Annotated in this window: 22 protein-coding genes; 19 read left to right on the top strand and 3 right to left on the bottom strand. The window is 42.2% G+C overall.

The annotated features are described in order from the left end of the window. Positions 1 to 7 precede the first annotated feature (7 nt). From HNW13_RS01440 to HNW13_RS01380, 13 genes are all read left to right on the top strand, one after another. Positions 8 to 2,161 (top strand): bifunctional TVP38/TMEM64 family protein/FAD-dependent oxidoreductase, encoded by a 2,154-nt coding sequence (locus tag HNW13_RS01440; protein ID WP_192114393.1) that lies wholly within the window; start codon positions 8 to 10, stop codon positions 2,159 to 2,161. Positions 2,162 to 2,456: 295 nt separating this feature from the next. Then, on the top strand, positions 2,457 to 3,203 hold the full coding sequence (locus HNW13_RS01435) for a DUF547 domain-containing protein (protein ID WP_243756202.1): 747 nt from the start codon (positions 2,457 to 2,459) through the stop codon (positions 3,201 to 3,203). Between the two features lie 115 nt (positions 3,204 to 3,318). Continuing rightward, complete coding sequence (locus HNW13_RS01430) at positions 3,319 to 4,611, top strand: ABC transporter substrate-binding protein (protein ID WP_192114453.1); 1,293 nt, start codon at positions 3,319 to 3,321, stop codon at positions 4,609 to 4,611. Next, positions 4,608 to 6,320, top strand: coding sequence for an ABC transporter permease subunit (locus tag HNW13_RS01425; RefSeq protein ID WP_192114391.1), 1,713 nt, complete (start codon positions 4,608 to 4,610; stop codon positions 6,318 to 6,320). The genes HNW13_RS01430 and HNW13_RS01425 overlap by 4 nt, the downstream gene beginning before the upstream one ends. 2 nt (positions 6,321 to 6,322) lie before the next feature. After that, positions 6,323 to 6,991 carry an ATP-binding cassette domain-containing protein gene (locus HNW13_RS01420; RefSeq protein WP_243756154.1) on the top strand — a complete coding sequence of 223 codons (669 nt, stop codon included), beginning with the start codon at positions 6,323 to 6,325 and terminating at the stop codon, positions 6,989 to 6,991. Between the two features lie 167 nt (positions 6,992 to 7,158). After that, positions 7,159 to 7,824, top strand: coding sequence for a CDP-alcohol phosphatidyltransferase family protein (locus HNW13_RS01415; RefSeq protein ID WP_192114390.1), 666 nt, complete (start codon positions 7,159 to 7,161; stop codon positions 7,822 to 7,824). Further along, the gene (locus HNW13_RS01410; RefSeq protein WP_101088846.1) at positions 7,821 to 8,633 is read left to right on the top strand and encodes a sterol desaturase family protein; all 813 of its coding nucleotides are present in this window, start codon (positions 7,821 to 7,823) and stop codon (positions 8,631 to 8,633) included. Before HNW13_RS01415 ends, HNW13_RS01410 begins: the two co-directional genes overlap by 4 nt. Before the next feature lie 217 nt (positions 8,634 to 8,850). After that, the gene (locus HNW13_RS01405) at positions 8,851 to 9,936 is read left to right on the top strand and encodes a methyl-accepting chemotaxis protein (protein WP_192114389.1); all 1,086 of its coding nucleotides are present in this window, start codon (positions 8,851 to 8,853) and stop codon (positions 9,934 to 9,936) included. 332 nt (positions 9,937 to 10,268) lie between these two features. Then, complete coding sequence (locus tag HNW13_RS01400; protein ID WP_101088844.1) at positions 10,269 to 10,961, top strand: 5'-methylthioadenosine/adenosylhomocysteine nucleosidase; 693 nt, start codon at positions 10,269 to 10,271, stop codon at positions 10,959 to 10,961. Between the two features lie 84 nt (positions 10,962 to 11,045). Next, positions 11,046 to 12,053 carry a cobalamin biosynthesis protein gene (locus HNW13_RS01395; protein WP_182744261.1) on the top strand — a complete coding sequence of 336 codons (1,008 nt, stop codon included), beginning with the start codon at positions 11,046 to 11,048 and terminating at the stop codon, positions 12,051 to 12,053. Positions 12,054 to 12,251: 198 nt separating this feature from the next. After that, on the top strand, positions 12,252 to 12,641 hold the full coding sequence (locus tag HNW13_RS01390) for a DUF2721 domain-containing protein (RefSeq protein WP_101088842.1): 390 nt from the start codon (positions 12,252 to 12,254) through the stop codon (positions 12,639 to 12,641). After that, a complete protein-coding gene (locus HNW13_RS01385) occupies positions 12,638 to 13,264 on the top strand; it encodes a trimeric intracellular cation channel family protein (RefSeq protein ID WP_101088841.1) in 627 nt (208 codons plus the stop codon). The genes HNW13_RS01390 and HNW13_RS01385 overlap by 4 nt, the downstream gene beginning before the upstream one ends. A 67-nt stretch (positions 13,265 to 13,331) precedes the next feature. Next, positions 13,332 to 13,742, top strand: coding sequence for a nuclear transport factor 2 family protein (locus tag HNW13_RS01380; RefSeq protein ID WP_081430168.1), 411 nt, complete (start codon positions 13,332 to 13,334; stop codon positions 13,740 to 13,742). A 95-nt stretch (positions 13,743 to 13,837) separates the two neighbouring features. On the opposite strand, the gene tyrS is transcribed toward HNW13_RS01380, so the two are convergent. Next, positions 13,838 to 15,034: a tyrosine--tRNA ligase gene (tyrS, locus tag HNW13_RS01375; protein WP_192114388.1), complete on the bottom strand. Its 1,197-nt coding sequence runs from the start codon at positions 15,032 to 15,034 to the stop codon at positions 13,838 to 13,840. A 125-nt stretch (positions 15,035 to 15,159) separates the two neighbouring features. Here tyrS and HNW13_RS01370 point away from each other — a divergent pair, with 125 nt between their 5' ends. The 4 genes from HNW13_RS01370 to HNW13_RS01355 all read left to right on the top strand — a co-directional run bounded on the left by HNW13_RS01370 (position 15,160) and on the right by HNW13_RS01355 (position 18,819). After that, the gene (locus tag HNW13_RS01370) at positions 15,160 to 16,698 is read left to right on the top strand and encodes a peptidoglycan DD-metalloendopeptidase family protein (protein WP_101088839.1); all 1,539 of its coding nucleotides are present in this window, start codon (positions 15,160 to 15,162) and stop codon (positions 16,696 to 16,698) included. Positions 16,699 to 16,734: 36 nt separating this feature from the next. Next, on the top strand, positions 16,735 to 17,847 hold the full coding sequence (locus HNW13_RS01365; RefSeq protein ID WP_192114387.1) for an anhydro-N-acetylmuramic acid kinase: 1,113 nt from the start codon (positions 16,735 to 16,737) through the stop codon (positions 17,845 to 17,847). Between the two features lie 114 nt (positions 17,848 to 17,961). After that, positions 17,962 to 18,348, top strand: coding sequence for a DUF2750 domain-containing protein (locus HNW13_RS01360; protein WP_162023702.1), 387 nt, complete (start codon positions 17,962 to 17,964; stop codon positions 18,346 to 18,348). Between the two features lie 6 nt (positions 18,349 to 18,354). Next, entirely contained in the window at positions 18,355 to 18,819 is a 465-nt protein-coding gene (locus tag HNW13_RS01355) for a hypothetical protein (protein WP_182744259.1), read from the top strand. Between the two features lie 142 nt (positions 18,820 to 18,961). Here HNW13_RS01355 and erpA read toward each other — a convergent pair whose 3' ends face one another. Together erpA and HNW13_RS01345 are read right to left on the bottom strand one after the other, a co-directional pair. Next, a complete protein-coding gene (gene erpA, locus HNW13_RS01350) occupies positions 18,962 to 19,312 on the bottom strand; it encodes an iron-sulfur cluster insertion protein ErpA (RefSeq protein WP_011638424.1) in 351 nt (116 codons plus the stop codon). 21 nt (positions 19,313 to 19,333) lie between these two features. Then, positions 19,334 to 20,107, bottom strand: a complete 774-nt coding sequence (locus HNW13_RS01345; RefSeq protein WP_101088835.1) for a DUF6776 family protein — start codon at positions 20,105 to 20,107, stop codon at positions 19,334 to 19,336. A 322-nt stretch (positions 20,108 to 20,429) separates the two neighbouring features. Here HNW13_RS01345 and HNW13_RS01340 point away from each other — a divergent pair, with 322 nt between their 5' ends. Together HNW13_RS01340 and HNW13_RS01335 are read left to right on the top strand one after the other, a co-directional pair. After that, on the top strand, positions 20,430 to 22,154 hold the full coding sequence (locus tag HNW13_RS01340; RefSeq protein ID WP_101088834.1) for a chloride channel protein: 1,725 nt from the start codon (positions 20,430 to 20,432) through the stop codon (positions 22,152 to 22,154). A gap of 514 nt (positions 22,155 to 22,668) precedes the next feature. Beyond that, complete coding sequence (locus HNW13_RS01335) at positions 22,669 to 23,688, top strand: aspartate carbamoyltransferase (RefSeq protein WP_101088833.1); 1,020 nt, start codon at positions 22,669 to 22,671, stop codon at positions 23,686 to 23,688. The last annotated feature ends 8 nt before the right edge of the window (positions 23,689 to 23,696 follow it).

The raw sequence follows: 23,696 nt of genomic DNA, 5'->3' as shown, positions 1-23,696 counted from the left end.
ATAAATTATGTTTAAAAAAATTGTGTTATTACTGATTGCTGCATCATTAGTGGGATTATTTTTCCACTTTAACTTGCATCAATTACTGACCTTAGAGGGCTTAAAAAGCTCGATGAATGACTTTAGTCAATTACGTGAAGAGTCACCTTTGTTGGTTATTGGCGGGTTCTTTTTATTGTATGTGGCAGTAACAGCATTGTCCTTACCTGGTGCCGCGATTCTTACCATTGCATCGGGTGCCTTATTTGGCATCGTCGAAGGATTAATTATTGCGTCGTTTGCCTCGAGCATCGGCGCAACACTAGCATTTTTAGTGTCGCGTTATTTATTGAGGGATTCAATTAAACAACGTTTTCCTGAGCGCTTAGCGGCTATTGATGCCGGCATTGAAAAAGAAGGTGGCTTTTACTTATTTACCTTACGTTTGGTACCAATATTCCCGTTCTTTTTAATCAACATGCTGATGGGCGTAACCGCCTTTAAATCGTGGACTTTTTACTGGGTAAGCCAAGTTGGTATGTTTTTAGGCACCTTTGTTTACGTTAATGCCGGTACCCAGCTGGCACAAATTGACAGCTTATCGAACATTTTATCGTTTAACCTTATTGTGTCATTTGCACTATTAGGTTTATTCCCCATTATTGCAAAAGGTATTGTTAACATGATCAAAAAACGTCGCGTATACAGCAAATGGACCAAGCCAGCTAAATTTGATCGCAACATGATTGTGATTGGCGCAGGTGCTGGTGGCCTAGTAACCAGTTATATTGCTGCCGCAGTAAAAGCTAAAGTGACCTTAATTGAAGCCGGCGAAATGGGCGGCGACTGTTTAAACTATGGCTGTGTGCCGAGTAAAGCGATTATTAAGAGCGCTAAAATTGCTCAGCAAATAAGAAACGCCCATCATTACGGCTTAGAAGACAGTACTCCTGAATTTTCATTTAAAAAAGTCATGGCCCGCGTGCATCAAGTGGTTGCCGATATTGCTCCTCACGACAGTGTTGAGCGTTACACCAACTTAGGTGTCGACGTAGTTAAAGGCTATGCCAAATTAGTTGACCCATGGACAGTTGAAATTAGCCACCCAGACGGTCACACCAGCCGCTTAACCGCGCGCAGCATTGTTATCGCCACAGGTGCTCGTCCGTTTGTGCCACCGTTACCAGGCATAGAAGAAGTTGGTTATGTCACCAGTGATACCTTGTGGGACGAGTTTGCAAAACTCGATACAGCACCACAAAAATTAGTGGTACTAGGCGGCGGCCCAATTGGCTCAGAACTGGCACAAAGCTTTGCCCGTTTAGGCTCACAAGTGACTCAAGTTGAAATGGCTGAGCGCATCATGATCAAAGAAGATCTTGAAGTGTCTGAGTTTGCGACCCAAGCCTTGCAAAAAAGTGGTGTGAATATTTTAACCTCACACCAAGCACTGCGCTGCGAACTCCGTGACGGTAAAAAATATCTTATCGTTAAACATCAAGAGCAAGAGTTAGCGTTAGAATACGACCAACTATTATGTGCAGTCGGTCGTAGTGCTCGCTTAAGCGGTTACGGGTTAGAAGAGTTAGGCATTGAAACAAACCGCACTATCGTCACCAATGAATACTTAGAAACCTTATACCCAAATATCTATGCGGCAGGTGACATTGTTGGGCCTTATCAATTTACTCACGTAGCAGCACATCAAGGCTGGTACGCAGCAGTCAATGGACTGTTTGGCCATTTGAAAAAGTTCAAAGTGGATTACCGCGTTATCCCATGGACTACGTTTATCGATCCAGAAGTGGCTCGTGTAGGTATTAATGAATATGAAGCCAAACAGCAAGGTATTGATTACGAAGTGACTCGCTTTGATTTTGCCGAGCTTGATCGCGCCATTACCGACAGTGCTACCGAAGGGTTTATTAAAGTGATTACCCCTAAAGGTAAAGATAAAATATTAGGTGTGACCGTGGTGTCTGAACACGCTGGTGATTTAATTGCTGAATTTGTGCTGGCAATGAAACACGGCTTAGGGCTTAACAAGATTCTAGGCACCATACACAGTTACCCAACATGGGCTGAAGGCAACAAGTACGCTGCGGGTGAATGGAAGCGTAACCACGCTCCGGAAACCGTATTGCGCTGGTTAGAAAAATACCACACTTGGCGTCGTGGCTAACCCTACAGAGTAATCGCTAAGGCTCGTGAACATGGGCCTTAGATTATTGCTCCTAAAAAGATGAAACTTAAGTAAATGCTCTTGATTATGACGCTTAGAAAATAACTCGAGATAACGGTTCTTACAAACTCAAAGTAGGTCTCAGATAATGAAAAAATTAACGCGATGTACTCAATCGTTTGTACTGACAGTCGGTCTATTGCTGAGCTTGCTTGGCAGTAATGCGGCTATTGCTGCAGTGGATGAGTCTGAAGCGCTTTCTGATGCGAATCATCTTGTGCAGAGCCAGACAAAAATGGTGCTACATGATGAGTGGAACACCTTACTCAACCGTCATGTTAAACCGATTAATTCAGGCCACAGTAGCGCGATAGATTACGCAGCAATACAACAAGATCGAGCCATATTGACCAGGTATCTCAACCAACTGAGTCAGATAACCCAAGCTGAATTTGATGCTTGGGACAAAGAATCGCAATTGGCATTTTTAATCAATGCTTACAACGCGTGGACCGTTGAACTTATCTTAACTAAATACCCTGATATAGACTCAATCAAAGAGTTAGGCGGGTTATTTAGCTCACCTTGGGATAAAAGTTTTATTCCATTATTAGGTAAAACCCGCAGCCTTAATGATATTGAGCACACACTCATTCGTGGTAGCGATCGTTACAACGACCCAAGGATCCACTTCGCGGTAAACTGTGCCAGCATTGGTTGCCCTGCACTGCGTGAAGAAGCCTACACAGGCGCTAAACTCGAACTGCAATTAACTGAGCAAACTGAACGTTTTCTTGCCGATAATAGCCGAAATTATGCCAAGGGAGACAGCTTGTATTTGTCTTCTATCTTTAAATGGTATAGCGATGACTTTACCAAAGGGTTTCGTAACACTCATTCGATTGAAGCGTTTTTACTGCTTTATTCTAATAGTGATAAAGGTGTTCTGACACTTACGCCAGCACAGCGTCAAGCGGCAGAAAAACAACAACTTGATATTGAATTTTTAGATTATGACTGGTCACTTAATGTTGCTGGCTAATTTACGCTGGCAGCATATCGTTAGCACAGCCTTTTACTGCAACCTTATAAAATCTAAGGTTGCAGTAAGCTTTGGGCTTAGTGCTTTTTTGCTTACTGCTAGTCTTTGGGCTGGTATGGCTAATGCATCTAGCAACGGTGTTGTAAATGTTGCAGACAAGCCGTCAGCACGAATTCAAACATCAACATCAATCCGCGAGTCTGCTCAAACATCAGTTCAAGCATCAGTTAAAACAGCACAAACATCAAAGTCATCATGGCCAGAGGTTGAATCTCGAGGCGCTAATCAAGATGTGTACTTTCATGCTTGGGGTGGCGATCCGCAAATAAATCGTTATATTCAATGGGCCGCGAAACAAGTTAAGCAGCAATATCAGATCAATTTACACCATGTAAAACTCACCGACACCAGCGAAGCGGTCAGCCGAGTATTAGCCGAAAAATCAGCAAGCAATGATCATCAAGGCCAAGTCGATTTAGTGTGGATTAACGGTGAAAATTTTGCCGCCATGGCCAAGCATCAACTGCTAGCGCCAAATTGGGTTACGCAATTACCCAACTTTGGTTTAACCGATCCAGATAACAATCCCGCGATGACCCGTGACTTTGGCGTGCCAACACAAGGGATGGAAGCACCATGGGGTAAAGCTGCGCTGACGTTTTACTACGACAGCATAGTGACTACATCACCACCGCAAACTTTGCAACAACTAAGCCTATGGGCCAAACAACACCCAGGCAGATTCACCTACCCTAAGCCACCTGACTTTTTAGCCACCAGCTTTTTAAAGTACGCCTTAATTGTACTGAACAACTCACAACCTGGGGCGATTAAAAATCTGCTTTATCAACCCGCAACAACGCAAAGCCAGGCTTTGTTATTACCGGTATTGTGGCAATATTTAGATGAGCTACATCCGCATCTATGGCGCAAAGGTCAACACTTTATGTCCAGTGGCATGGAGCTACGTCGCTTAATCGGCGATGGTGAAATTGCCCTAGCGTTTACCTTTTCAGCCGCCGAAATTCCCGCGGCCGTTGCACGTTTTGAATTACCCGACAGCAGTCGTAGTTATCGTATGCAAGATGGCAGTTTGAGTAATATTCACTTTATCGCCATTCCCTATAATGCCGCTCACCTGGACAGCGCTAAATTGGTAGTCAATTTTTTACTGAGTCCACAAGCTCAAGCACACAAACAGCAAGCGAATATATGGGGCGACACCAGCGTGTTAGCACTATCAAAGCTGACAGCCGAACAGCAAACTTGGTTTGAGCCACCCGCTCAGTCACATCCCAGTGCCACTATTGCTAACCAAGCAATCAGCCCAGCGTTAAGTGAGCCAGATCCAAGTTGGAGTAAGGTTATTACAAAGCTATGGTTACAACGCTATGGAGTGATGCAATGAACACGGTAGCCAAGCTGTTCAATCCAATTGTGCGCTTCAGTCCATTTATGATGATGGCTTTGTTACTGATCCCGGTATTGGGTGGGTTAATTGGCGTTATTCTGCCTGCATTTGGTTGGATCCCAGCACTGGATCAAACCTATTTTAGCCTGAATGGTTTTAGCCAATTATGGCAAACACCAGGCATTGGCCACATGGCGTTATTGAGTATCACCACCAGCTTTGTTAGCACCTTGTTGGCCTTTTTAATCACAATATTGATCCTAGCAAGTTACTTTACCAGCCCGTGGCTGGGTTATATTCAACGCCTTTTAGGGCCAATTCTGGTTATCCCTCATGCTGCCGCGGCCATTGCTATTGGATTTCTGATTACCCCGTCGGGCATGTTGTCTCGCTTGGTATCGCCTTGGTTAAGTGGTTGGGATGCACCACCCGATTGGCTATATCCACACGATGCGATGGGACTGAGTATTATTCTAGGCGTGACCTTAAAAGAACTGCCTTTTTTATTGCTGATGGCGCTAGGCGTATTAGCACAACCCGACCTTGGGCAAACACTACGGGCGCAACATAAAGTGGCATTGAGTTTAGGTTATTGCCCAATGACAGCATTTTTAAAAGTGGTGTTGCCAAGCCTGTATCCTCACTTACGCTTGCCAATATTGGCAGTATTGGCTTACGCCAGTGCCAGTGTAGAAATCCCCTTAATTTTAGGCCCCAACAATCCGCCGACATTGGCTGTAGCGATTATGCAGTGGTTTCATGACGTGGATTTAAGTTTACGGATCAAAGCGTCTGCGGGGGCGATATTACAAATTCAACTGACGTTATTCGTATTAGCCTGCTGGTGGTTACTGGAACGCTTGGTGAGTCGATTCGCTCAATCGATGTTAACCAATGGCCAGCGCGAATACGGCGGCGCTATCATCCAAAAGATAACCCATGTCATCACCGCCTTAATGTTGACCATCATAGGTTTGGCATTAGTGGGAATGCTGCTGTGGTCTTTTGCTGGCTTTTGGCATTTCCCTGATGCCTTGCCGCAACAATTTGTAATGCTGCACTGGCAAACGGCATTGCAACAAATGCACACGCCACTTATCGACACGGTACTGATTGCCCTCTGCGCAACCGCCCTAGCGATAACCTTAACCTTACTCACTTTAGAAGCGGAGCAGCACAGCGGAAAACCGCTATCGCTGCTGGGCAGTGTATTAATTTATCTGCCCTTGCTTATTCCAAGTATCGCGTTTTTATTTGGTTTGGTGTGGTTACTTGAGCAAGTAAACAGTCAACATACCTTTATCAATGTGGTACTGGCCCATTTGTTATTTGTATTACCCTATGTGTTTTTATCGTTGGCCAGTAGCTATCGTCGTTTAGACCCACGCTTTAGTATTGTTGCGGCCAGTCTTGGGGCCACCAAAGCAAAAATATTTTTCCGGATTAAACTGCCCATGCTAATTGGGCCGATATTCATTGCTTGCGCATTAGGTTTAGCCATTAGCTTTAGCCAATACTTACCAACCTTACTCACTGGTGGTGGACGCATCAACACCATTACCACTGAAGCTGTTTCGCTCGCCAATGGAGGAAGCCGCAGGATCAGTGCAGTATATGCGTTAATGCAAATGATCCTCCCAGCTTTAGGTTTTTTACTGGCTTGGCTATTGCCTAAAATGTTAGTCAAACACCACCAACAAGGATAATAATGCAAACATTCGCGAGTACAGCCAACGGCTCAAATACCACCTCAACATCAGAACTCACCATTGATGGGCTGATCTTGCGTCGTCAGCAACAAAACTTATTATCATTAAGCGCGACCATTCGTGGCGGTGAAATATTGACTATTATGGGCCCATCTGGCAGCGGCAAATCAACGCTATTAAACTGGTTAACTGGCATGTTGCCAGCGGGATTTAGTGCTGAAGGTCAGTTACATTTAAACGGCCAAAATATCACCACAACAGCCAGTCATCTACGCCATATTGGTTTGCTCTACCAAGACCCATTATTATTTCCGCATTTATCCGTGGCAGGAAACATCGGCTTTGCCATGCCGCCAAGCCCCAAAGCACAGCGACAAGCCGCAATTAGTGAAGCGTTAACCCAAGTGGGTCTGGGTGGATTAGAACAACGTGACCCGCAAAGTTTATCTGGCGGTCAGCAAGCTAGGGTGGCATTGCTGCGGGTATTGCTTAGCCAACCCAAAGCCATATTATTAGACGAGCCCTTTAGTAAGCTAGACAGTCAGTTACGTCAAGAAACCCGACAATTAGTATTTGATCAAATACGCCAGCATCAGCTACCTGCCATTATGGTGACTCACGATCAAACAGATGCTGATGCAGCTCAAGGTAAAGTCATCTCACTTTGAGTTGTGGTACTAAATGACTAAAACCCTACTCAAATAGAAAGTACTGTAATCAACTGTACTGATGTAGGTAATACACAGATAGCTAAAAAATAGATAAGTCGTGACATAACAAACTCGCGACTTTAAAAAATTGAACAGATAATCAAGAGATTAATTGGAATGACATCATGTTAGATAGATTTATCACCCCAGTAATAAAGCCACTGTTAGCCCCAGTTGTGCTGCTACTAGACAAAAAGAATGTCCATCCCGATCAGCTCACATTGGTCGGTTTCGGTTTAGGCATGTTGGCAGTACCGTTACTGGCATTACAACTTTGGTATGGCGCCTTGTTTTTTATCGCACTGAATCGGATTATCGACGGACTCGATGGCGCCCTTGCCCGTCACCAAAAACACACCAGTGCCGCAGGTGGCTATTTAGATATTTGTGTCGACTTTCTGTTTTATGCGGCCATTCCGCTAGGATTCGCCTTGGCCAACCCTAATGAAAATGCCTTAGCCGCGGCAGTATTGTTAACCGTATTCATTGGCACAGGCTCAAGCTTTTTAGCCTTTGCCATACCGGCCGAAAAGCTGAATCTGCCTCGACCACAATTTGCCAATAAGAGCTTTTACTTTTTAAACGGCTTAACTGAAGGCACCGAAACCATCGCCTTCTTTGTCGCATTTTGTTTGTGGCCGGCTTATTTCCCAGAACTTGCCTATAGCTTTGCATTTTTAGGCGCAATTACCATTTTCACCCGTATACATGGTGGCTATCACACTCTGAAAAATCATACGTTGAAAAAAAACACTTCAGTTAATCAATCTCAACGAGGTAAATCAACATGATGGACGATATTTCATCCATTCGACTCGGGGCATTTTTAACGATATTGATAATCATGCTTTTACTGGAGTTTTGGTTGCCTGCTAGGCATTTGCCCAATAGAGCCAACGCACCGAAACCAGCTACGCGTTGGGTAGGCAATATCGGTATATTGGTTATTTCAGCAATAGCAGCCCGAATGGTATTACCAATAGGATTAGCAGGTATTGCACTGTACTGTCAGCAACAACAATGGGGACTGTTCAATTATATTGCATTACCTGATTGGGCTAGCATCACCATAAGCTTATTGTTATTAGACCTGCTTATTTATTGGCAACACAGGCTGTTTCATCGTGTCCCATTATTGTGGCGATTACATAAAGTTCATCATGCTGACGTTCATGTCGACAGTACGACTGCGTTGCGATTTCACCCACTAGAAATTATCGCCAGCATTGGGGTTAAAGCATTAGCGATCATCCTACTAGGGGTACCAGCCAGTGCAGTGATCTTATTTGAGATTTTATTAAATGGTTTAGCCATATTTAACCATGCCAATATCCGACTATCACCAAGGCTAGAACGCGTCGTCAGAACCGTATTAGTAACTCAAATATTGCACCGAATTCATCACAGCCAAATAATGTGCGAAACCAACAGCAACTTTGGTTTTAGTATTGTGTGGTGGGATCGTCTATTTGGTACTTATTCTGCTAAGGCCAGTAAAGCAGACGAGGATATCGACATAGGATTAATTGAATACCAAAACGCGAAACAAAACGCTTGGTTAACAGGGTTGCTATGGATGCCGTTTACCCATAAAAAATAACGGTTTACGTTGTTCTTGACCAGCACTAATGATTAAGCAATAAACAGAATAATACTACGATCTTATTTAATTTATAAATAGGACTTGGTACGGTTAAAGGTCAAAGATTAGAAGTATTTATTATGCATTTTTGTGATATGTGACTGCTGAAGCACTTGATTAATCGATGATAGTTTATCAAAATATTATTAATATATTGCTAAAGGATAAAGATACTATGATCGGTTTTACCCAAAGTTTGAAAACTAAAATAGCCGACTTAGAACACCAATTAGTCACTCATAAACAGCAACATTCAGATGAATTAAATCAATTACAACAGACTATTACGCAATTAAGCCAGCAATTAAACCATTCTAATAGCCAATCTGAATACGATACCGCACGCGCTAATTTACAATTGCTGGGCGCAACAATGCTCAATGATATTCGCGACACCACCTTGGCAAACTCAATTAAGTTAGACGAAGAAAAACAAATGCTATCTGAATTAGATAAGTTATTTAATCAAACACATGTCGCGATTGGCAACTTAAAAAAACGAGCTGGGCATCTAAATGACCATGCAGAAAAAAGCATGGCTACTGCCGCAGAATTAAGTCTTTCGGCTAATGGAATAAGTAGTTTAGTTTCATCTATCCAGCAAATTTCAGAACAAACCAATCTACTTGCTCTTAATGCAGCCATTGAAGCAGCACGAGCTGGTGATGCAGGCCGTGGCTTTGCAGTGGTGGCAAGCGAAGTGCGCCAACTGGCCAGTAATGCTCATGATGCCAGCGCTAATATTGAAAAATTAGTCGCCACAGTTATTGAACAAACTGAACAAATTAAGAATGTAGTCATTACCAACCAAACTTGCTCTAGGGATATTGCTGTATCTTCAGAACAAATTGATCAAGTGGTGACTGATGTATTACAAAGCTCAGGCGTGATGAAACGAGTCATTGGAGAAGCCTCTATGACTGCTTTCTTAACCACGGTAAAACTAGATCACAGCGTATGGAAAAGTAATGTATACAGCGTGTTGGCAAATAAAGATCTAAATGCCAGTGTTAATAGCCACACTGAATGCAGACTTGGTAAATGGTATTACAAAGGCGAAGGTCAAAATTTTGCCAGTTTATCCAGTTTTAAAACTATCGAACAACCACATACAACCGTACACAGTGCAGGTAAAGCAGCTGTTATAGCCATGCAGTCGGGTAATGAGTCGACTATTTTGGCTCATCTTGAAACCATGGAACAGGCCAGTATCAATGTGGTTCGCGCAATCGATCATTTGCTCACGCAAAGCCAGCAGTAAAATTAACCTCACAACTTCATGAGCCTACAAAATAAATAATATCGTGTTGCATGATTTCCCCTCTAAATAACGTCAATGACACTTTAATCTGCAATCCTGAGGCTAGCGCCTTGGATTGAGGTTATTGTGCTGTCATTAATTAAGGTTAAAAAGAACAATCACTTCCAATTACTATGGATTAAATTAGCCATAATAGAATAATATCAACACGAGGTTTAGCCACAAATAACCAATTAATGGGTCAATAAAATCACTGTCAGTTTTCACTAATTTATCGAGCTCATGGTATATTAGCGCCCATTCGAATTTGCTTATTCAGTTAAGGTTTACACATGAAAATCGGTATTATTGGCGCAATGGAGCCAGAAGTTGTTCATTTAGTTCAAGCTATTGTAGAACCAGTACATACAACAATTGCTGGCATCGAATTTATTAGCGGCACCATTGCCGGTAAAGACGTGGTTGTGACCCGCTCAGGTATTGGTAAAGTAGCAGCCAGTATTGCAACCACATTATTAATCGAAAAGTTTGCCGCAACCCATGTGATTAACACCGGTTCTGCTGGCGGTTTTGTCGATTCATTGGCAATTGGCGATATTGTCATTTCATCAGAAGTGCGTCATCACGATGTAGACGTCACAGCATTTGGTTATGAAATTGGCCAAATGGCTCAGCAACCTGCGGCATTTATGCCAGATAGCATCTTAGTCAATGCGGCCAAAAGTGCTGTCGCTGAATTAGGTGAAGTTAAGGCAATTGAAGGGTTAATTTGTACTGGCGACAGCTTTATTTGCGATCCTGTACGCACAAAAATTATGCGTGAAAACTTTCCAACGATGGCAGCTTGTGAGATGGAAGGCGCAGCGATTGCACAAGTATGTCACCAGTTTAACGTGCCATTTGTGGTTATTCGCTCGCTATCAGACAATGCAAACAATGACTCACCCGTTGATTTTGACTCGTACATTATCAAAGCAGGTATGCATTCAGCAATGATGGTTATCGCGCTATTACAACAGCTGTAATCGGTCTACACTTAGCTCGGACCCGCTATGGGGCCGAGCTAAGCAGGCTTCATTAACAATACAACAGCACATTATTGAGTCTCTATGGTCAATCAATTATTCAATCCTCAATTACTGAGCCAAGACGGCGGATTACTTCAGAGCTGTTGTATTTTATTTTGCGCATTAATATTGGCTCGGTTTGCTCCTATTCCTAGAGAGCTGCAACCATTATTATGGTTTAACCGTTTAGCGGTATTAATTTCCAGTAAGGTTAACCACCCAGACCGAGCTGTGAGCCAACAACTTATCGCTGGGATTTTAGCCACACTTATTTTGATAGTACCTAGCGGGATTATCGTCAGTTTTTTACTCAGCCTTGCCGCCTACCCATGGTTTTTTGAGCTAATCATCTTGTATTTTTGTTTATGCGACTCAGCATTTAAACCCGTGGCTGAAAAGGTCGTTACAGCAATAAAAACCGGTAATAAGCAAGACGCAAAACAACTACTCACCCCATGGGTACGTCAAAATACTCAAGTGTTATCTGAAGTCGGTTTAAGTAAAACCACCATTGAAAAACTTTTTACCACTCCCATTTACGGCACCTTAGCGACTATATTGTTTTTTAGCTTAGGCGGCGCTACCATGGCATTAGTGGTGCGGATGTTAAGACAACTAGAACATTGCTGGCCACCATATCATCCACATTTTCACATTTTTTCGAGTTTTGTAGGCCAATTCAATCGGGTAATTTTTTTCATACCAACCTTATTATGGCATTGCTCGTTAGCGATTCAGTTTGGGCAACTGGGTATTAGGTCTATTTTTTCGCAGCCAATATCAGCTCAAGCCAATAAAAATCAATTGAATAATCATTACAGCAGTTATGCGTTAGCGGCTAAGTTATTGAAGATAGAGCTTGGTGGCCCCCAGCAATTTATCGAAAATGGTAAGACAATTCGGGTCGATTTACCGAAAGTAAAAGCGGGTCCCTTGCCAGATCATCGCTACATAAGCCAAGCAATCACAGTGACACAAACCGCGAACCTATTTTGGATAAGCTTAACGTTATTATTACCATTAATATGGACAGGATTAAGATTACTTTAAACGTATAAATCTTGTTTTAAACAGGCTATTATTTAGCAATTATGAATCAATATTTGTCTATTTTGTCTGTGCGTCATATTCGCTTGTTAATATAAGAATATTACATCACAAGCTCATTGCATTTTTACAACATATTAACCTTTTAAATAACAAAAAATTGATTATTGTCTGCTTAAAAACCTGTTTAGGAATATCGCTTTGTTGAACAACTTACATGTATCGTTAACGACTCCGGCATTATTATTCCCGGCAATTTCCTTATTGCTATTGGCCTACACAAATCGATTTTTTTCATTAGCGGCATTAATCCGCCAACTCAGTAACGACAAAAAACCAGTGCAAGGCGAGCAAATTAAAAATTTACGCCAACGCATCATTATCATCCGAAAAATGCAAGAAGCCGGTGTCAGCAGCTTTGCCCTATGTGTGTTTTGTATGATTTTGATTTATGTTGGTTTTAACCAAATTGGTTCGATAGTTTTTGGGTTAAGTTTATTGTTGTTATTGTATTCGTTAATTTTATCTGTAATCGAGATCCGTATTTCAGTAGATGCTCTGACTATTCACCTTGAAGAGTTAAGTAAATGAGTCAGTGGATTTACTTTTTTGATTTATGTGGTACTGCGGTATTTGCCCTTTCGGGAGCATTAGCCGCGGGTAAACATCGTATGGATCCCTTTGGCGTTATCGTGTTGGCTTCTGTTACAGCAATTGGCGGTGGCAGTATTCGCGATGCGCTAATAGGTGCTACACCGGTTTTTTGGATCCGCGATCCTAACTATATTCTTGTCATTCTTGCGACCGTAATAACCTGCTTAGTGTTAGTGCGAAAACCGCATAAATTACCGCCACGCTCATTATCTATTGCCGATGCACTCGGTTTAGCACTATTTACCGTAATTGGTGCGGAAAAAGCCTTATTACTCGGGTTATCTGGTATGGTCGCGGTGGTAATGGGATTAATAACCGGTGTCGGTGGTGGTATTATCCGAGATTTGTTATGTAGGCAAATTCCAATGGTGTTGCGAACGGAAATTTACGCAACCGCTTCCATCGTTGGAGGGATCTGTTATACCTTAAGCATATTTGTCGGCATGGATAGCATGACATCGATGTTGATCGCTATGTTCAGCACGCTAATCATCCGTCTGAGTGCTATCCGCTGGCACTTATCTTTACCGGCTTTTGATTTGAAAACAAAGAGAATTTAATGTGCGAATAATCTTCATATTATGCTGTTTGCTATTGAGCTTTCCGAGCAAAGCCAATATTGGTGATATGCCACGAGAACAACAACTCGCGATGCAATACATGGAAGCGCTTACGGATCATGACTATACCGTCCTGCGTCGTTTCTACTCTCGCGACACGGTATTTTACGATAAAACAGCCAATACTACTTACACTGGCGGTCGGCATATTATTGCGTTTTTACAGCGGGCTCATGAAGGTGTATTAGAATACCGTTTAAACGTAGAACACATGTTTAATACCGGCTCTCTCGTGGTGATAATAGGCAGTTATCGATTACGAGGCCCCGGCGATCAATATGGTAAACCCGGTAAAATTATCGACCTTGCGGTACCAGGTGTCACCACACTAAAATTTGATAACAATACTGAGCGTTTAATTGAGCAAATGGACTTAATGGACTATCAAACCATGTCTGATCAACTTGAGTCTCAGTAGTGTTGCAAATATAAATTAGCCATAAATTAACCATGGTTCAGACATAAAAAAACGGCTTACATTATAAGCCGTTTTTTATTCGCTAACATCCGTGATTACTTTAAAATCACTTTAGCAAATTTGCGTTTACCCACTTGGAATACCGCTTCAAGACCTGCATTAAAAATTTGGCGACTGTCTTCAACTTTCTCGCCGTCCATTTTAACTGCGCCTTGCTTAATCATCCGCATACCGTCAGAGGTTGAACCCACAAGGCCTGCATCTTTAAGTAAGTTAGCAATAGCTAACCCGTCGCCCGCTTCTAATACCACTTCTTCGATGTCATCAGGGATGGCACCTTTTTGGAAACGGTCGATAAAAGCTTGATGCGCCGCTTGTGCTTGCTCTTCATCATGAAAACGAGCAATGATTTCTTTGGCTAACAAAATCTTGATGTCGCGTGGATTTGTGCCATTTTCAACGTCTAACTTGAATTGGGCTAACTCAGTTAACGGACGGAATGACAACAGTTCAAGATAACGCCACATTAAGTCATCAGAAATCGACATCAGTTTGCCAAACATTTCGTTGGCAGGCTCGCTCACACCAATATAATTATGCGCCGATTTAGACATTTTCTTAACGCCATCTAACCCTTCAAGTAATGGCATCATGATGACAGTCTGCGGCTTTTGGCCTTCAGATTTTTGCAGTTCACGACCCATAAGCAGGTTAAACTTTTGGTCTGTACCGCCTAATTCAACATCGGCTTTCAATGCAACCGAATCGTAACCTTGTAATAAAGGGTACATAAATTCATGAATCGCAATCGATTGACCTGATGCATAACGCTTTTTAAAGTCATCGCGTTCCATCATTCGGGCAACAGTTTGCTGTGATGCTAAGCGGATCATGCCAGCAGCGCCTAATGGCTCTAACCAGCTAGAATTAAATTCGATGCGGGTTTTTGCAGGGTCCAAAATTTTATAGACCTGCTCTTTATAGGTTTCGGCGTTAGCAAGCACTTGTTCACGAGTCAGTGGCGGACGGGTGCTGTTTTTACCACTAGGATCACCGACCATACCGGTAAAATCACCAATCAAGAAAATCACTTCGTGACCAAGCTCTTGAAAAGTACGCATTTTATTCAAGATGACCGTGTGACCTAAGTGAATATCTGGAGCGGTAGGATCTGCACCTAACTTGATGCGTAAGGGACGCCCTTCTTTCAGTTTCTCAAGCAAATCCGCTTCAAGTAATATCTCATCGGTACCGCGCTTAATCTCTGCCAATACTTGATCTAAATTCGCCATCTCTACTGCAACTCCCAGGGCTTGCACAAAAAATAAAGAGGTCTATGTTACTTGTTAGCCACAGCAAATGAAAGAGTGTACACTTAGCCGATAATAACGAAAGAGAGAAATTGGTAACAGAGTCAATGGCAAAGCTTCTTACTTTATTCACATTGCTGCCAAAAGCACATCAAATCACATTATCTTTATTGGTGATTCTAACGACAATTATTCTGATGTTTCCATCGGAAGACGCTCAAGCATCTAAACAAACCCAACTGGTAAGTCAATCTGCTGACAAATCAGACATAGAAACCAATAAACGTTATGATATTCCATTAGCCTTTCGCAGCCCAACACCACCGGGTAATAATGACAGTGTCGCTGAAGATGAATCGATTGATTTCATATCAAATGATGCCCTTGCATCACGAGATAATAGCGAAGAGGTAAACAGCGGCGAAACCCCTGACGATGAAGCGTTTGCCCATCATCTTGCCATGTTGCAAACAAGTACCTCTGATATTGATGGCATGATCAATGATATCGATCAGCAAGTTGCCACTCAAAAAGCTAAATTAAAACAACAAGCGGCTAATGATGATTATAGCGTTGAATACTATGAAGTGGCTAAAGGCGATACCTTAGGCGGTTTATTTAGCCGTGCAGGACTCAGCGCGAAAGATGTTTATGACATTACCCAATTACCCTTAGCGAAAAAGAATCTACTAAAAATAATGCCGGGCGAAGAAATCGCCATCAGTAAAAATGCTCAAGGTGAATTACAAGAATTAACCTATCGCATGGATAAAGTGTCGACATTAATTATCAGTCAACACAATGAGCAATACAAAGAAACGGTTAACACTAAAGAAGTCGTTAATCGCACCTCGTTTATTAGCGCCAATATCAAAAGTAACTTTTGGAATGCCGCTGCCGATGCAGGCTTGTCTGGTAACCACATTATGGAATTGGCCAATATTTTTGGTTGGGATGTCGACTTTGCTCTAGATATTCGTAAAGGCGATCACTTTTCGTTGTTGTTTGAACAAGAATACGCCGACGGTCAATTTTTGCGTAATGGCAATATTCTCGCAGCAGAGTTTATTAACCAAGGTGAACGCTACACCGCAGTACGTTATACCGACGGTGAATACTATTCAGAAAATGGCAGTAGCATGCGCAAAGCTTTTTTGCGTTCGCCAGTAGACTTTAAATACGTCAGTTCTAATTTTAACCCCCGTCGCTTACATCCGGTAACAGGCCAAGTTAAAGCCCACCGCGGTGTCGATTATGTTGCTGCCATTGGCACGCCGATTAAAGCGGCAGGTAAAGGTAAAGTGGTTGAGGCCGGTTATAACCAGTTTAATGGCAACTATGTCTTCATTAAGCACAACGAAACCTACACCACTAAGTATTTGCATTTAACTAAGCGCAAAGTAAACCGTGGTGAAACGGTTAAACAAGGCCAAATAATCGGTACTCTGGGTAAAACAGGCCGAGTCACTGGCGCTCACTTACATTACGAATTTATTGTAAATGGGGTTCACCGCAATCCACGAACCATCGATTTACCTAAATCAATGCCAATTGATAGCAGAGAGAAGAACAAATTCGCTGCACTCAGCAAGCAATTGATGACGCAACTAAAATCAAATCAACAACAGCAATTGGCAAGTAATTAATAAGCGGTTTTATTGCTGTTAACAGAGAGTCACTTCATGTCTAAGCCAGAGTATTTTATCGGTCTAATGTCAGGCACAAGCATGGATGGTGTAGATGCAGTATTGGTTGATTTTTCGGCCGAACATCCTGTGCTAATCGCCAGCCATACAGAAGCCATTCCTGCGCATTTATTAAAAGGCTTACAGCGTTTATGTCAACCCGAAACAGATGAAATTAACCGCTTAGGTAGGCTCGATCGCAGTGTCGGCAAACTGTTTGCTCAGGCAGTAAATCACTTATTGGCAAAATCAACAGTGACTGCCGCTGAGGTGATCGCGATTGGTTCACATGGACAAACCGTGCGTCACATGCCCAATTTAGAAATGGGTTTTACCTTGCAAATTGGCGATCCAAACACCATTGCCATTGAAACCAATATCGATGTTATTGCTGATTTTAGACGTAAAGATATCGCCCTTGGCGGCCAAGGCGCACCGTTAGTTCCGGCGTTTCATCAACAAGTGTTTGCTCAGTCTGGTCATTCAAGAGTTATTTTAAACATTGGCGGCATTGCCAATGTTACTTATTTACCCGGCAATAGTGAGCAAGTATTAGGCTTTGATACTGGCCCAGGTAACAATTTAATCGATGCCTTTATTCAACAAAACTTAAACCAACCTTTTGATGAAGATGGTGCCTGGGCAGATTCTGGCACCACCCACCCAGACTTACTCAAGCAGCTATTATCACACTCTTATTTTTCACTAGCCTATCCAAAAAGCACTGGCAGAGAGTTATTTAATCAAGCTTGGCTTGAACAACAACTCGCTGACTATAGCCATTTAGATCAACAAGACATTCAATCCACTTTACTTGACCTTACCTGTCACAGTATTGCCAATGACATTAATAAATTGTCACCGACTGGCGAATTGTTTGTTTGCGGCGGTGGTGCGTTAAATAAAGCCTTAATGCAGCGACTAGCCACTTTAGTTCCCGGTTATAAAGTCGATACTACCAGCGCCTTAGGTGTTGATGCTAAGTGGGTTGAGGGAATTGCTTTTGCATGGTTAGCAATGCGTTATCACCATGATTTACCCGCCAACTTACCGGCCGTCACAGGTGCGTCACGTGCTGCTATATTAGGTGGTCGCTTTAAAGCAAGATAAATACACCAATATGTGCGGTTTACTTTTGCAATTGTGGCCTCAATGTTATGATGCCCACAAATTTGCTCAATCGTTTGAAATTGGGCAAAGCCGTAACTTAAGATGAGAGTCAATATGAGCAACAAAACCAAAAGTGTGTCTGAACTGATGAATCTAACGCCAGAAGGCCGTTACGATTATATGGTTGAGCAAATTAAAGCAGAAAAAATCATTTGGACACTTCAAGACCAAGATGGTTGCGTCATGCTAACTACAGAAGATGAAGATTGCATTCCAATGTGGCCTTCTGAAGAAACAGCTGCACTTTGGGCAGTTGATGAATGGAAAGACTGTGAACCATTAGCCATTCCACTAGACGAGTTTCAAGAACGTTGGGTGAGCGGCATGGAAGATGATGATTTATTTATCGCTGTGTTCCCAGTACAAGAAGACTTAGGTGTCGTTGTGCCACCGTTTGAAATGAACGAACGTATTTCGCCAAAGAAACAACAAAAGCATTAATGTGTTATGACAATAATCAGCTCGGAATCAAACCAAATAGATAAAGTAACGGTCAAACCACGTTTACCAAAACGACTTATCGGTTTAATGGTTATTTATACATTATCGTCTGTCAGTGGATTAATGGCCGCCAGCTCACTATCAGAGTTAAGTGCAATGTTATGCATTTTGACCTTGATGATGGTATTGGCAATTATCGGTCGCCAGAAAGCAGGTTTATATCTACTGCGGGTTTATTGTCTGTTGCAACTGCTGTTGTATAGCCTATTACCGATCATAATGTATGACCCAGATAATTTGGTTGCCGGACCAACGACATTTGATTTTGGTTTATTTCAAGCCGTAGTGCCTGATTGGCTTATATACTCAGTGCTGATTACCCTAGGTATTATACAAGTGTGGATTAGCTTTAATGCCAAAGTGAAAGCGTGGTTTAAACCGCGGATGAACCTCAACATTATGAGTAGCTAATCATCTCATCGATTGTATTATTTAGAGATGTTGTCCAGAAATCAAAAAAGCCGTCGAAAGACGGCTTTTTATTATATAAATCCATTCTACAGTGAGATTGTTATCTCATTTATCGCGTGGTTTATCGCTGCTGTAAGACTCATTACACCGAGAAACTAGCCCCGCAGCCACATGTGGTGGTCGCATTAGGGTTTTTAACAAAAAAGCGTGAACCTTCAAGACCCGATGTATAATCCACTTCACCACCAACAAGGTACTGAAGACTCATTGGATCAACAACCAACTGCACACCTTGCTTTTCAATGGTGAAATCACCTTCGTTGACTTTTTCATCGAATGTAAAGCCATACTGGAAACCAGAGCAACCGCCACCTGTTACATATACACGTAGCTTTAATTCAGGATTCTGTTCTTCTTCTAACAGACCTTTTACTTTTATCGCCGCCGCATCGGTAAATTGGATCGGCATTGTTGCATCAACTTGTTCAGTCATTACTACCTCTTACTTCGGTGTCTACTGAGAATTATCCTTTACCTGACTATTTTGTTCAAGTATTACCCGCAGTTCTTTTTCACCCATCAACAGCTCTGGCACATTAAAGACTTGTTCAATCTCCCCGCCTTTCACCCCACGACTCGCAGCGACCTTCACTTTAACCATAATTCGTTGTAAATTAAAACCACTTGGCAGCACAAAATCGCTGTCCATTATTTGAAAATAATTAAACTCAAAATCCAGCTTTTTATTAATTAACTCGCTCAAAGACAGTTCGGCCGGCTGGTTATTTAGTGTGCCAAGCAACAATACAGTGGCGTTGGTTTTCACTTTTACTTTGCGTTTTTGCAACTGAGTTAAGATTAGTCGTAACTGATATTGCTCGGGAGCTACACCTTGAGATAATTCCACGCCATGAATTGCCACCCCTTCAACATCAGCATCGGTAACCATAACACTACGATAAAATGCTAATTCTTTTTCTAATGCTTTCTGTGCAGATAATTGCTGACTAAACATTTCTTGCATTTCTTTATTGGCATTATCAGCAATACTTAAGGCTAAATTACGACTGGCAAGCGCTTGCGCTTGCGTCTCTAGTTCTTGTAATAATTTACGCTTACCACTGGCGCTATTTGGTGTAGCCTCTGGTGCAAATGAAAGCCATAGGTTAAAACTTATCGCTCCCAGCAAAAAACACACTACCATTAACCCTATTAAGTATATGCTTGATGTCCGGTTTTTGCGTTCTAAAACTTGCAGTCTGTCTAACCAGCGGTGATAATTTAACATTACGTTACAACCTTTTAATAAAATACAGTATGCTTGATGAAGCTTATTTGCTTAGGGCTTATATTTCTGTAGAGCTTAACATCTTGTTCAAATCCAATGCATTGTAAATAAGGTTCTAATGATAATAATTTGCTTGCCAAATAAAGCTTTGCCAGCCAACGTAAAGAGCTAAATAAACATGCGCAGGCAGTACTTTGACCTGTTAAAAGGCGTTAGTGCAAATTGATGGAGAGTCATAACATGACACATACGCGTTATCGGTCAATCAATAAAAAATTGTCAAACACAACCCTAAAATATCAACAGACTTTAGAGTCAAACCGTGCAATTTAAGATAAATAAAGCCGCTATTATTCACGCCAAAAGAACTACGCGCAAATATCTACGTAACGAATTTAGAGATAAGTTATCTCAGGCTAAAATTAGTGTGCAACTTTGTGCACTCGCACTGTTATTTGCCATCATCGCCTCATTAGTGATTATCTTATTCCGGTTAAGCTTGGTGTGGGCAGAACAATACCTGCATGCAGATTCCATGAGCCTTAGCTCAACCTTAAGCGATTGGCGCTCTTACTTACCTTTAATCGGCGCGCTGCTTATTTGGTTGCTGTCATTGTTGGGGTCAAAGCGTTACCGACGCATGGGCATTGCTTATGTATTGCATCGATTTAAATTGCACTACGGTAAGGTACCGCTTCAATCAGCTGCTGGACAGTTTTTTCAAGCATTAATCGCACTGATGACCAATTTTTCTGTCGGAAAAGAAGGCCCAGCGATTCACTTAGGTGCGGTGAGCGCAAGTGTTATGGCTGAGAAGTTCTCGCTACCAGACAATAGCGTGCGCATTATGTGTGCTAGTGGTATTGCCGCGGGTATTGCTGCCACCTTTAACGCACCGCTGGCTGCGGTTTTGTTTGTATTTGAAGTCATTGTACGAGAGTACAAAATTCATTATTTTTTCCCTATTATGCTATCTGCTATTTGCGGCGCGGTATCAAGCCAACTTGTATTTGGTAATATTCACGAATACGATTTGATCAATGTGATCCACATTCCACTCGATCATTATCCTATTTTACTCATTGGCGGGCTTGCGCTGGGATGTGTCGCTGCCCTGTTTAACTTTTCACTGATGAAAGTCACTGCCACTGGCCAGCACTGGCCATTAATTTATCGTCTGCTCATTGCTGCAGCAGTCACCACTCTAGTTGGTTTAGTCATGCCACAGGCATTAGGCTCAGGTGATTTTGCCATCAATGAAGCCATTAGTGAGCATCCTAGTTTGTTGTTTTTAATCGCGCTGTTATTAGCAAAAATGTTGGCGACCATTGCTGCTATTGGCTTTGGCGTACCAGGCGGACTTATCGGTCCGCTCTATGGTATTGGCGCCTTAATTGGGGCAATTCTAGCGTTAATCAGTAGCCTAATATTCCCGTCAATTGCGCCTTATGTTGGCTTATATACCGTGATTGGGATGACGGCGATGATGGGGGTTTGCCTGAGTGCGCCCCTAGCAGCATTAGTTGCATTACTTGAATTAACCAACGATGCTTCGATTATTTTACCGGCCATGTTTGTCACCATCCCAGCATTTTTGGTGGCGTATCAGGGATTTAATACCAATTCTATCTTGCTAAAACAACTTGATATTATGGGGCTTGGTTACAAAATTGCTCCGCTTAACCAAGGGCTGCAAAAGAAAGGTGTGAGGGTACTGATGGATAAACGCTTTGTCATTGTTAATGATGATGACGAACTGCTACTTGAAGTACTCAAACGGGCAGCAGGCCGCCCAGTACTAGTGCGTAATGCTGAAGGAGAAATTGAAATGCTGCGTCTTGAAATGCAGTCATTTGAAGATTCAACCACGCTATCACGCCTCCCTATGCCAGGGTTACCAGACACGGCCACCTTAAATGAAGCCTATGAAGCGCTGGTCGCGAAACGCTCCGGTGAAGTGTATATCTATCGAGGCACTAATCAGAAAGTGGTTGGGGTAATAAGTTGGGCTAATTTACTTCAAGAAATCCGCTCCGGGCAGGTATAGTCCCAGCCTATCCTCGGTATAAGCTCTCACCGAGTGAAAAAGGAATATACCTATCCAATCAACCTATTTTCAAAATAGGTCTATTGGCTAACAAGACGTATTAACACCTTGAAAGCGGTCATTTTATTAGCAAGTTAGACAGCTTAAATAGTGAGACGAAATGCTTTAACAAACATTCATTAACCCATACAGGGGCTGCTATAGCACAATGAAATTTGAGGTAGCTCGGTCAGTATGCCGCTCATTCAGTGCTGAATGAGTCATAAAGGCGCGCAACTTAATTCCATTAAAAAGTAAACTAAAGCCCTGCGAATGTTCTTCATAGCAGCAAGTGAATCTCAAAGTTCAGCACGGTTATTATATTTATCTGGCGGTTCTTTTCTGCTACAATTTTGCCTCAGCCACTCTACACATAACCTATATAACACTCTATATAATGCCCTATATAATAATACGGTAAAATAGCATGCTGTTCTGGTGAATATTTTGCCCCTAAACTTTGGAAATCAGGCTGATGACACAGTTCGAAGGTTCACATATCCTTTCAGTAAGCCAGTTAGATCTGGATTCGATTAACACTATTTTTAATGTTGCTAACAAAATGACCCCTTATGCTTTGCGTGAAAAACGCACCAAAGTGTTGGAAGGTGCCATTTTAGGCAATCTTTTTTTTGAACCTAGCACCCGTACTCGTGTCAGCTTTGGCTGCGCTTTCAATTTGCTTGGCGGACATGTACGAGAAACCACCGGAATGGCATCATCGTCATTATCAAAAGGCGAGTCCTTGTATGACACGGCTAGAGTACTATCAACTTACTCAGATGTGATTGCCATGCGTCACCCAGATGCCTACTCCGTCAAAGAGTTTGCTGAAGGCAGCCGAGTGCCAGTGATCAATGGCGGTGATGGACCAAATGAACATCCAACTCAAGCCTTGCTGGACTTATTTACCATCAAAAAAGAATTAAGCCATTCAGGTATGGGTATCGATGGTATGCATATTGCCATGGTAGGTGACTTAAAATATGGTCGCACAGTGCATTCACTTTCGCGCTTACTTTGTATGCATAAGGACATTAAGTTCACATTGATATCGCCAAGTGAGCTAGCAATGCCTGACTATGTGATCGCCGACATTGAAAATGCTGGCCATAAGATCACAATAACCGAACAACTTGAAGGTAATTTACATAACGCGGATATTTTATATCTTACCCGTATTCAAGAAGAGCGCTTTCCGTCACAGGAAGAAGCCAATAAATACCGGGGTAAGTTTCGCTTAAATCACAATATTTATACGCAACATTGCAAATCAAATACGGTGATTATGCATCCATTACCTCGTGATTCACGCGCGCAAGCAAATGAACTCGACAATGATTTAAACAGCCATCCAAGTTTGGCTATTTTTAGACAAGCCGACAACGGCTTACTTATACGTATGGCACTTTTTGCATTAACACTTGGAGTTGAAAACCAACTCGAAAAGTATGAGTGCCCAGTAAACTGGTATTCACGTAAAGCCGATAGATAATTGGCACA

Origin of the sequence: Shewanella sp. BF02_Schw, from assembly GCF_014596695.2 — a bacterium.
GTDB lineage: Bacteria > Pseudomonadota > Gammaproteobacteria > Enterobacterales > Shewanellaceae > Shewanella.
This window is presented reverse-complemented; position numbering and strand designations above follow the sequence as displayed.

What these genes read in the sequence shown, in the direction of transcription:
- HNW13_RS01430 (WP_192114453.1), top strand. Translation starts at nt 3,319, where the DNA reads ATGGCTAATGCATCTAGCAACGGTGTTGTAAATGTTGCAGACAAGCCG.
- erpA (WP_011638424.1), bottom strand. Translation starts at nt 19,312, where the DNA reads ATGACTGAACAAGTTGATGCAACAATGCCGATCCAATTTACCGATGCG.
- HNW13_RS01355 (WP_182744259.1), top strand. Translation starts at nt 18,355, where the DNA reads ATGACAATAATCAGCTCGGAATCAAACCAAATAGATAAAGTAACGGTC.
- HNW13_RS01400 (WP_101088844.1), top strand. Translation starts at nt 10,269, where the DNA reads ATGAAAATCGGTATTATTGGCGCAATGGAGCCAGAAGTTGTTCATTTA.
- HNW13_RS01360 (WP_162023702.1), top strand. Translation starts at nt 17,962, where the DNA reads ATGAGCAACAAAACCAAAAGTGTGTCTGAACTGATGAATCTAACGCCA.
- HNW13_RS01420 (WP_243756154.1), top strand. Translation starts at nt 6,323, where the DNA reads ATGCAAACATTCGCGAGTACAGCCAACGGCTCAAATACCACCTCAACA.
- HNW13_RS01380 (WP_081430168.1), top strand. Translation starts at nt 13,332, where the DNA reads ATGCCACGAGAACAACAACTCGCGATGCAATACATGGAAGCGCTTACG.
- HNW13_RS01415 (WP_192114390.1), top strand. Translation starts at nt 7,159, where the DNA reads ATGTTAGATAGATTTATCACCCCAGTAATAAAGCCACTGTTAGCCCCA.
- HNW13_RS01370 (WP_101088839.1), top strand. Translation starts at nt 15,160, where the DNA reads ATGGCAAAGCTTCTTACTTTATTCACATTGCTGCCAAAAGCACATCAA.
- HNW13_RS01335 (WP_101088833.1), top strand. Translation starts at nt 22,669, where the DNA reads ATGACACAGTTCGAAGGTTCACATATCCTTTCAGTAAGCCAGTTAGAT.
- HNW13_RS01345 (WP_101088835.1), bottom strand. Translation starts at nt 20,107, where the DNA reads ATGTTAAATTATCACCGCTGGTTAGACAGACTGCAAGTTTTAGAACGC.
- HNW13_RS01385 (WP_101088841.1), top strand. Translation starts at nt 12,638, where the DNA reads ATGAGTCAGTGGATTTACTTTTTTGATTTATGTGGTACTGCGGTATTT.
- HNW13_RS01435 (WP_243756202.1), top strand. Translation starts at nt 2,457, where the DNA reads ATGGTGCTACATGATGAGTGGAACACCTTACTCAACCGTCATGTTAAA.
- HNW13_RS01395 (WP_182744261.1), top strand. Translation starts at nt 11,046, where the DNA reads ATGGTCAATCAATTATTCAATCCTCAATTACTGAGCCAAGACGGCGGA.
- HNW13_RS01410 (WP_101088846.1), top strand. Translation starts at nt 7,821, where the DNA reads ATGATGGACGATATTTCATCCATTCGACTCGGGGCATTTTTAACGATA.
- tyrS (WP_192114388.1), bottom strand. Translation starts at nt 15,034, where the DNA reads ATGGCGAATTTAGATCAAGTATTGGCAGAGATTAAGCGCGGTACCGAT.
- HNW13_RS01425 (WP_192114391.1), top strand. Translation starts at nt 4,608, where the DNA reads ATGAACACGGTAGCCAAGCTGTTCAATCCAATTGTGCGCTTCAGTCCA.
- HNW13_RS01365 (WP_192114387.1), top strand. Translation starts at nt 16,735, where the DNA reads ATGTCTAAGCCAGAGTATTTTATCGGTCTAATGTCAGGCACAAGCATG.
- HNW13_RS01405 (WP_192114389.1), top strand. Translation starts at nt 8,851, where the DNA reads ATGATCGGTTTTACCCAAAGTTTGAAAACTAAAATAGCCGACTTAGAA.
- HNW13_RS01440 (WP_192114393.1), top strand. Translation starts at nt 8, where the DNA reads ATGTTTAAAAAAATTGTGTTATTACTGATTGCTGCATCATTAGTGGGA.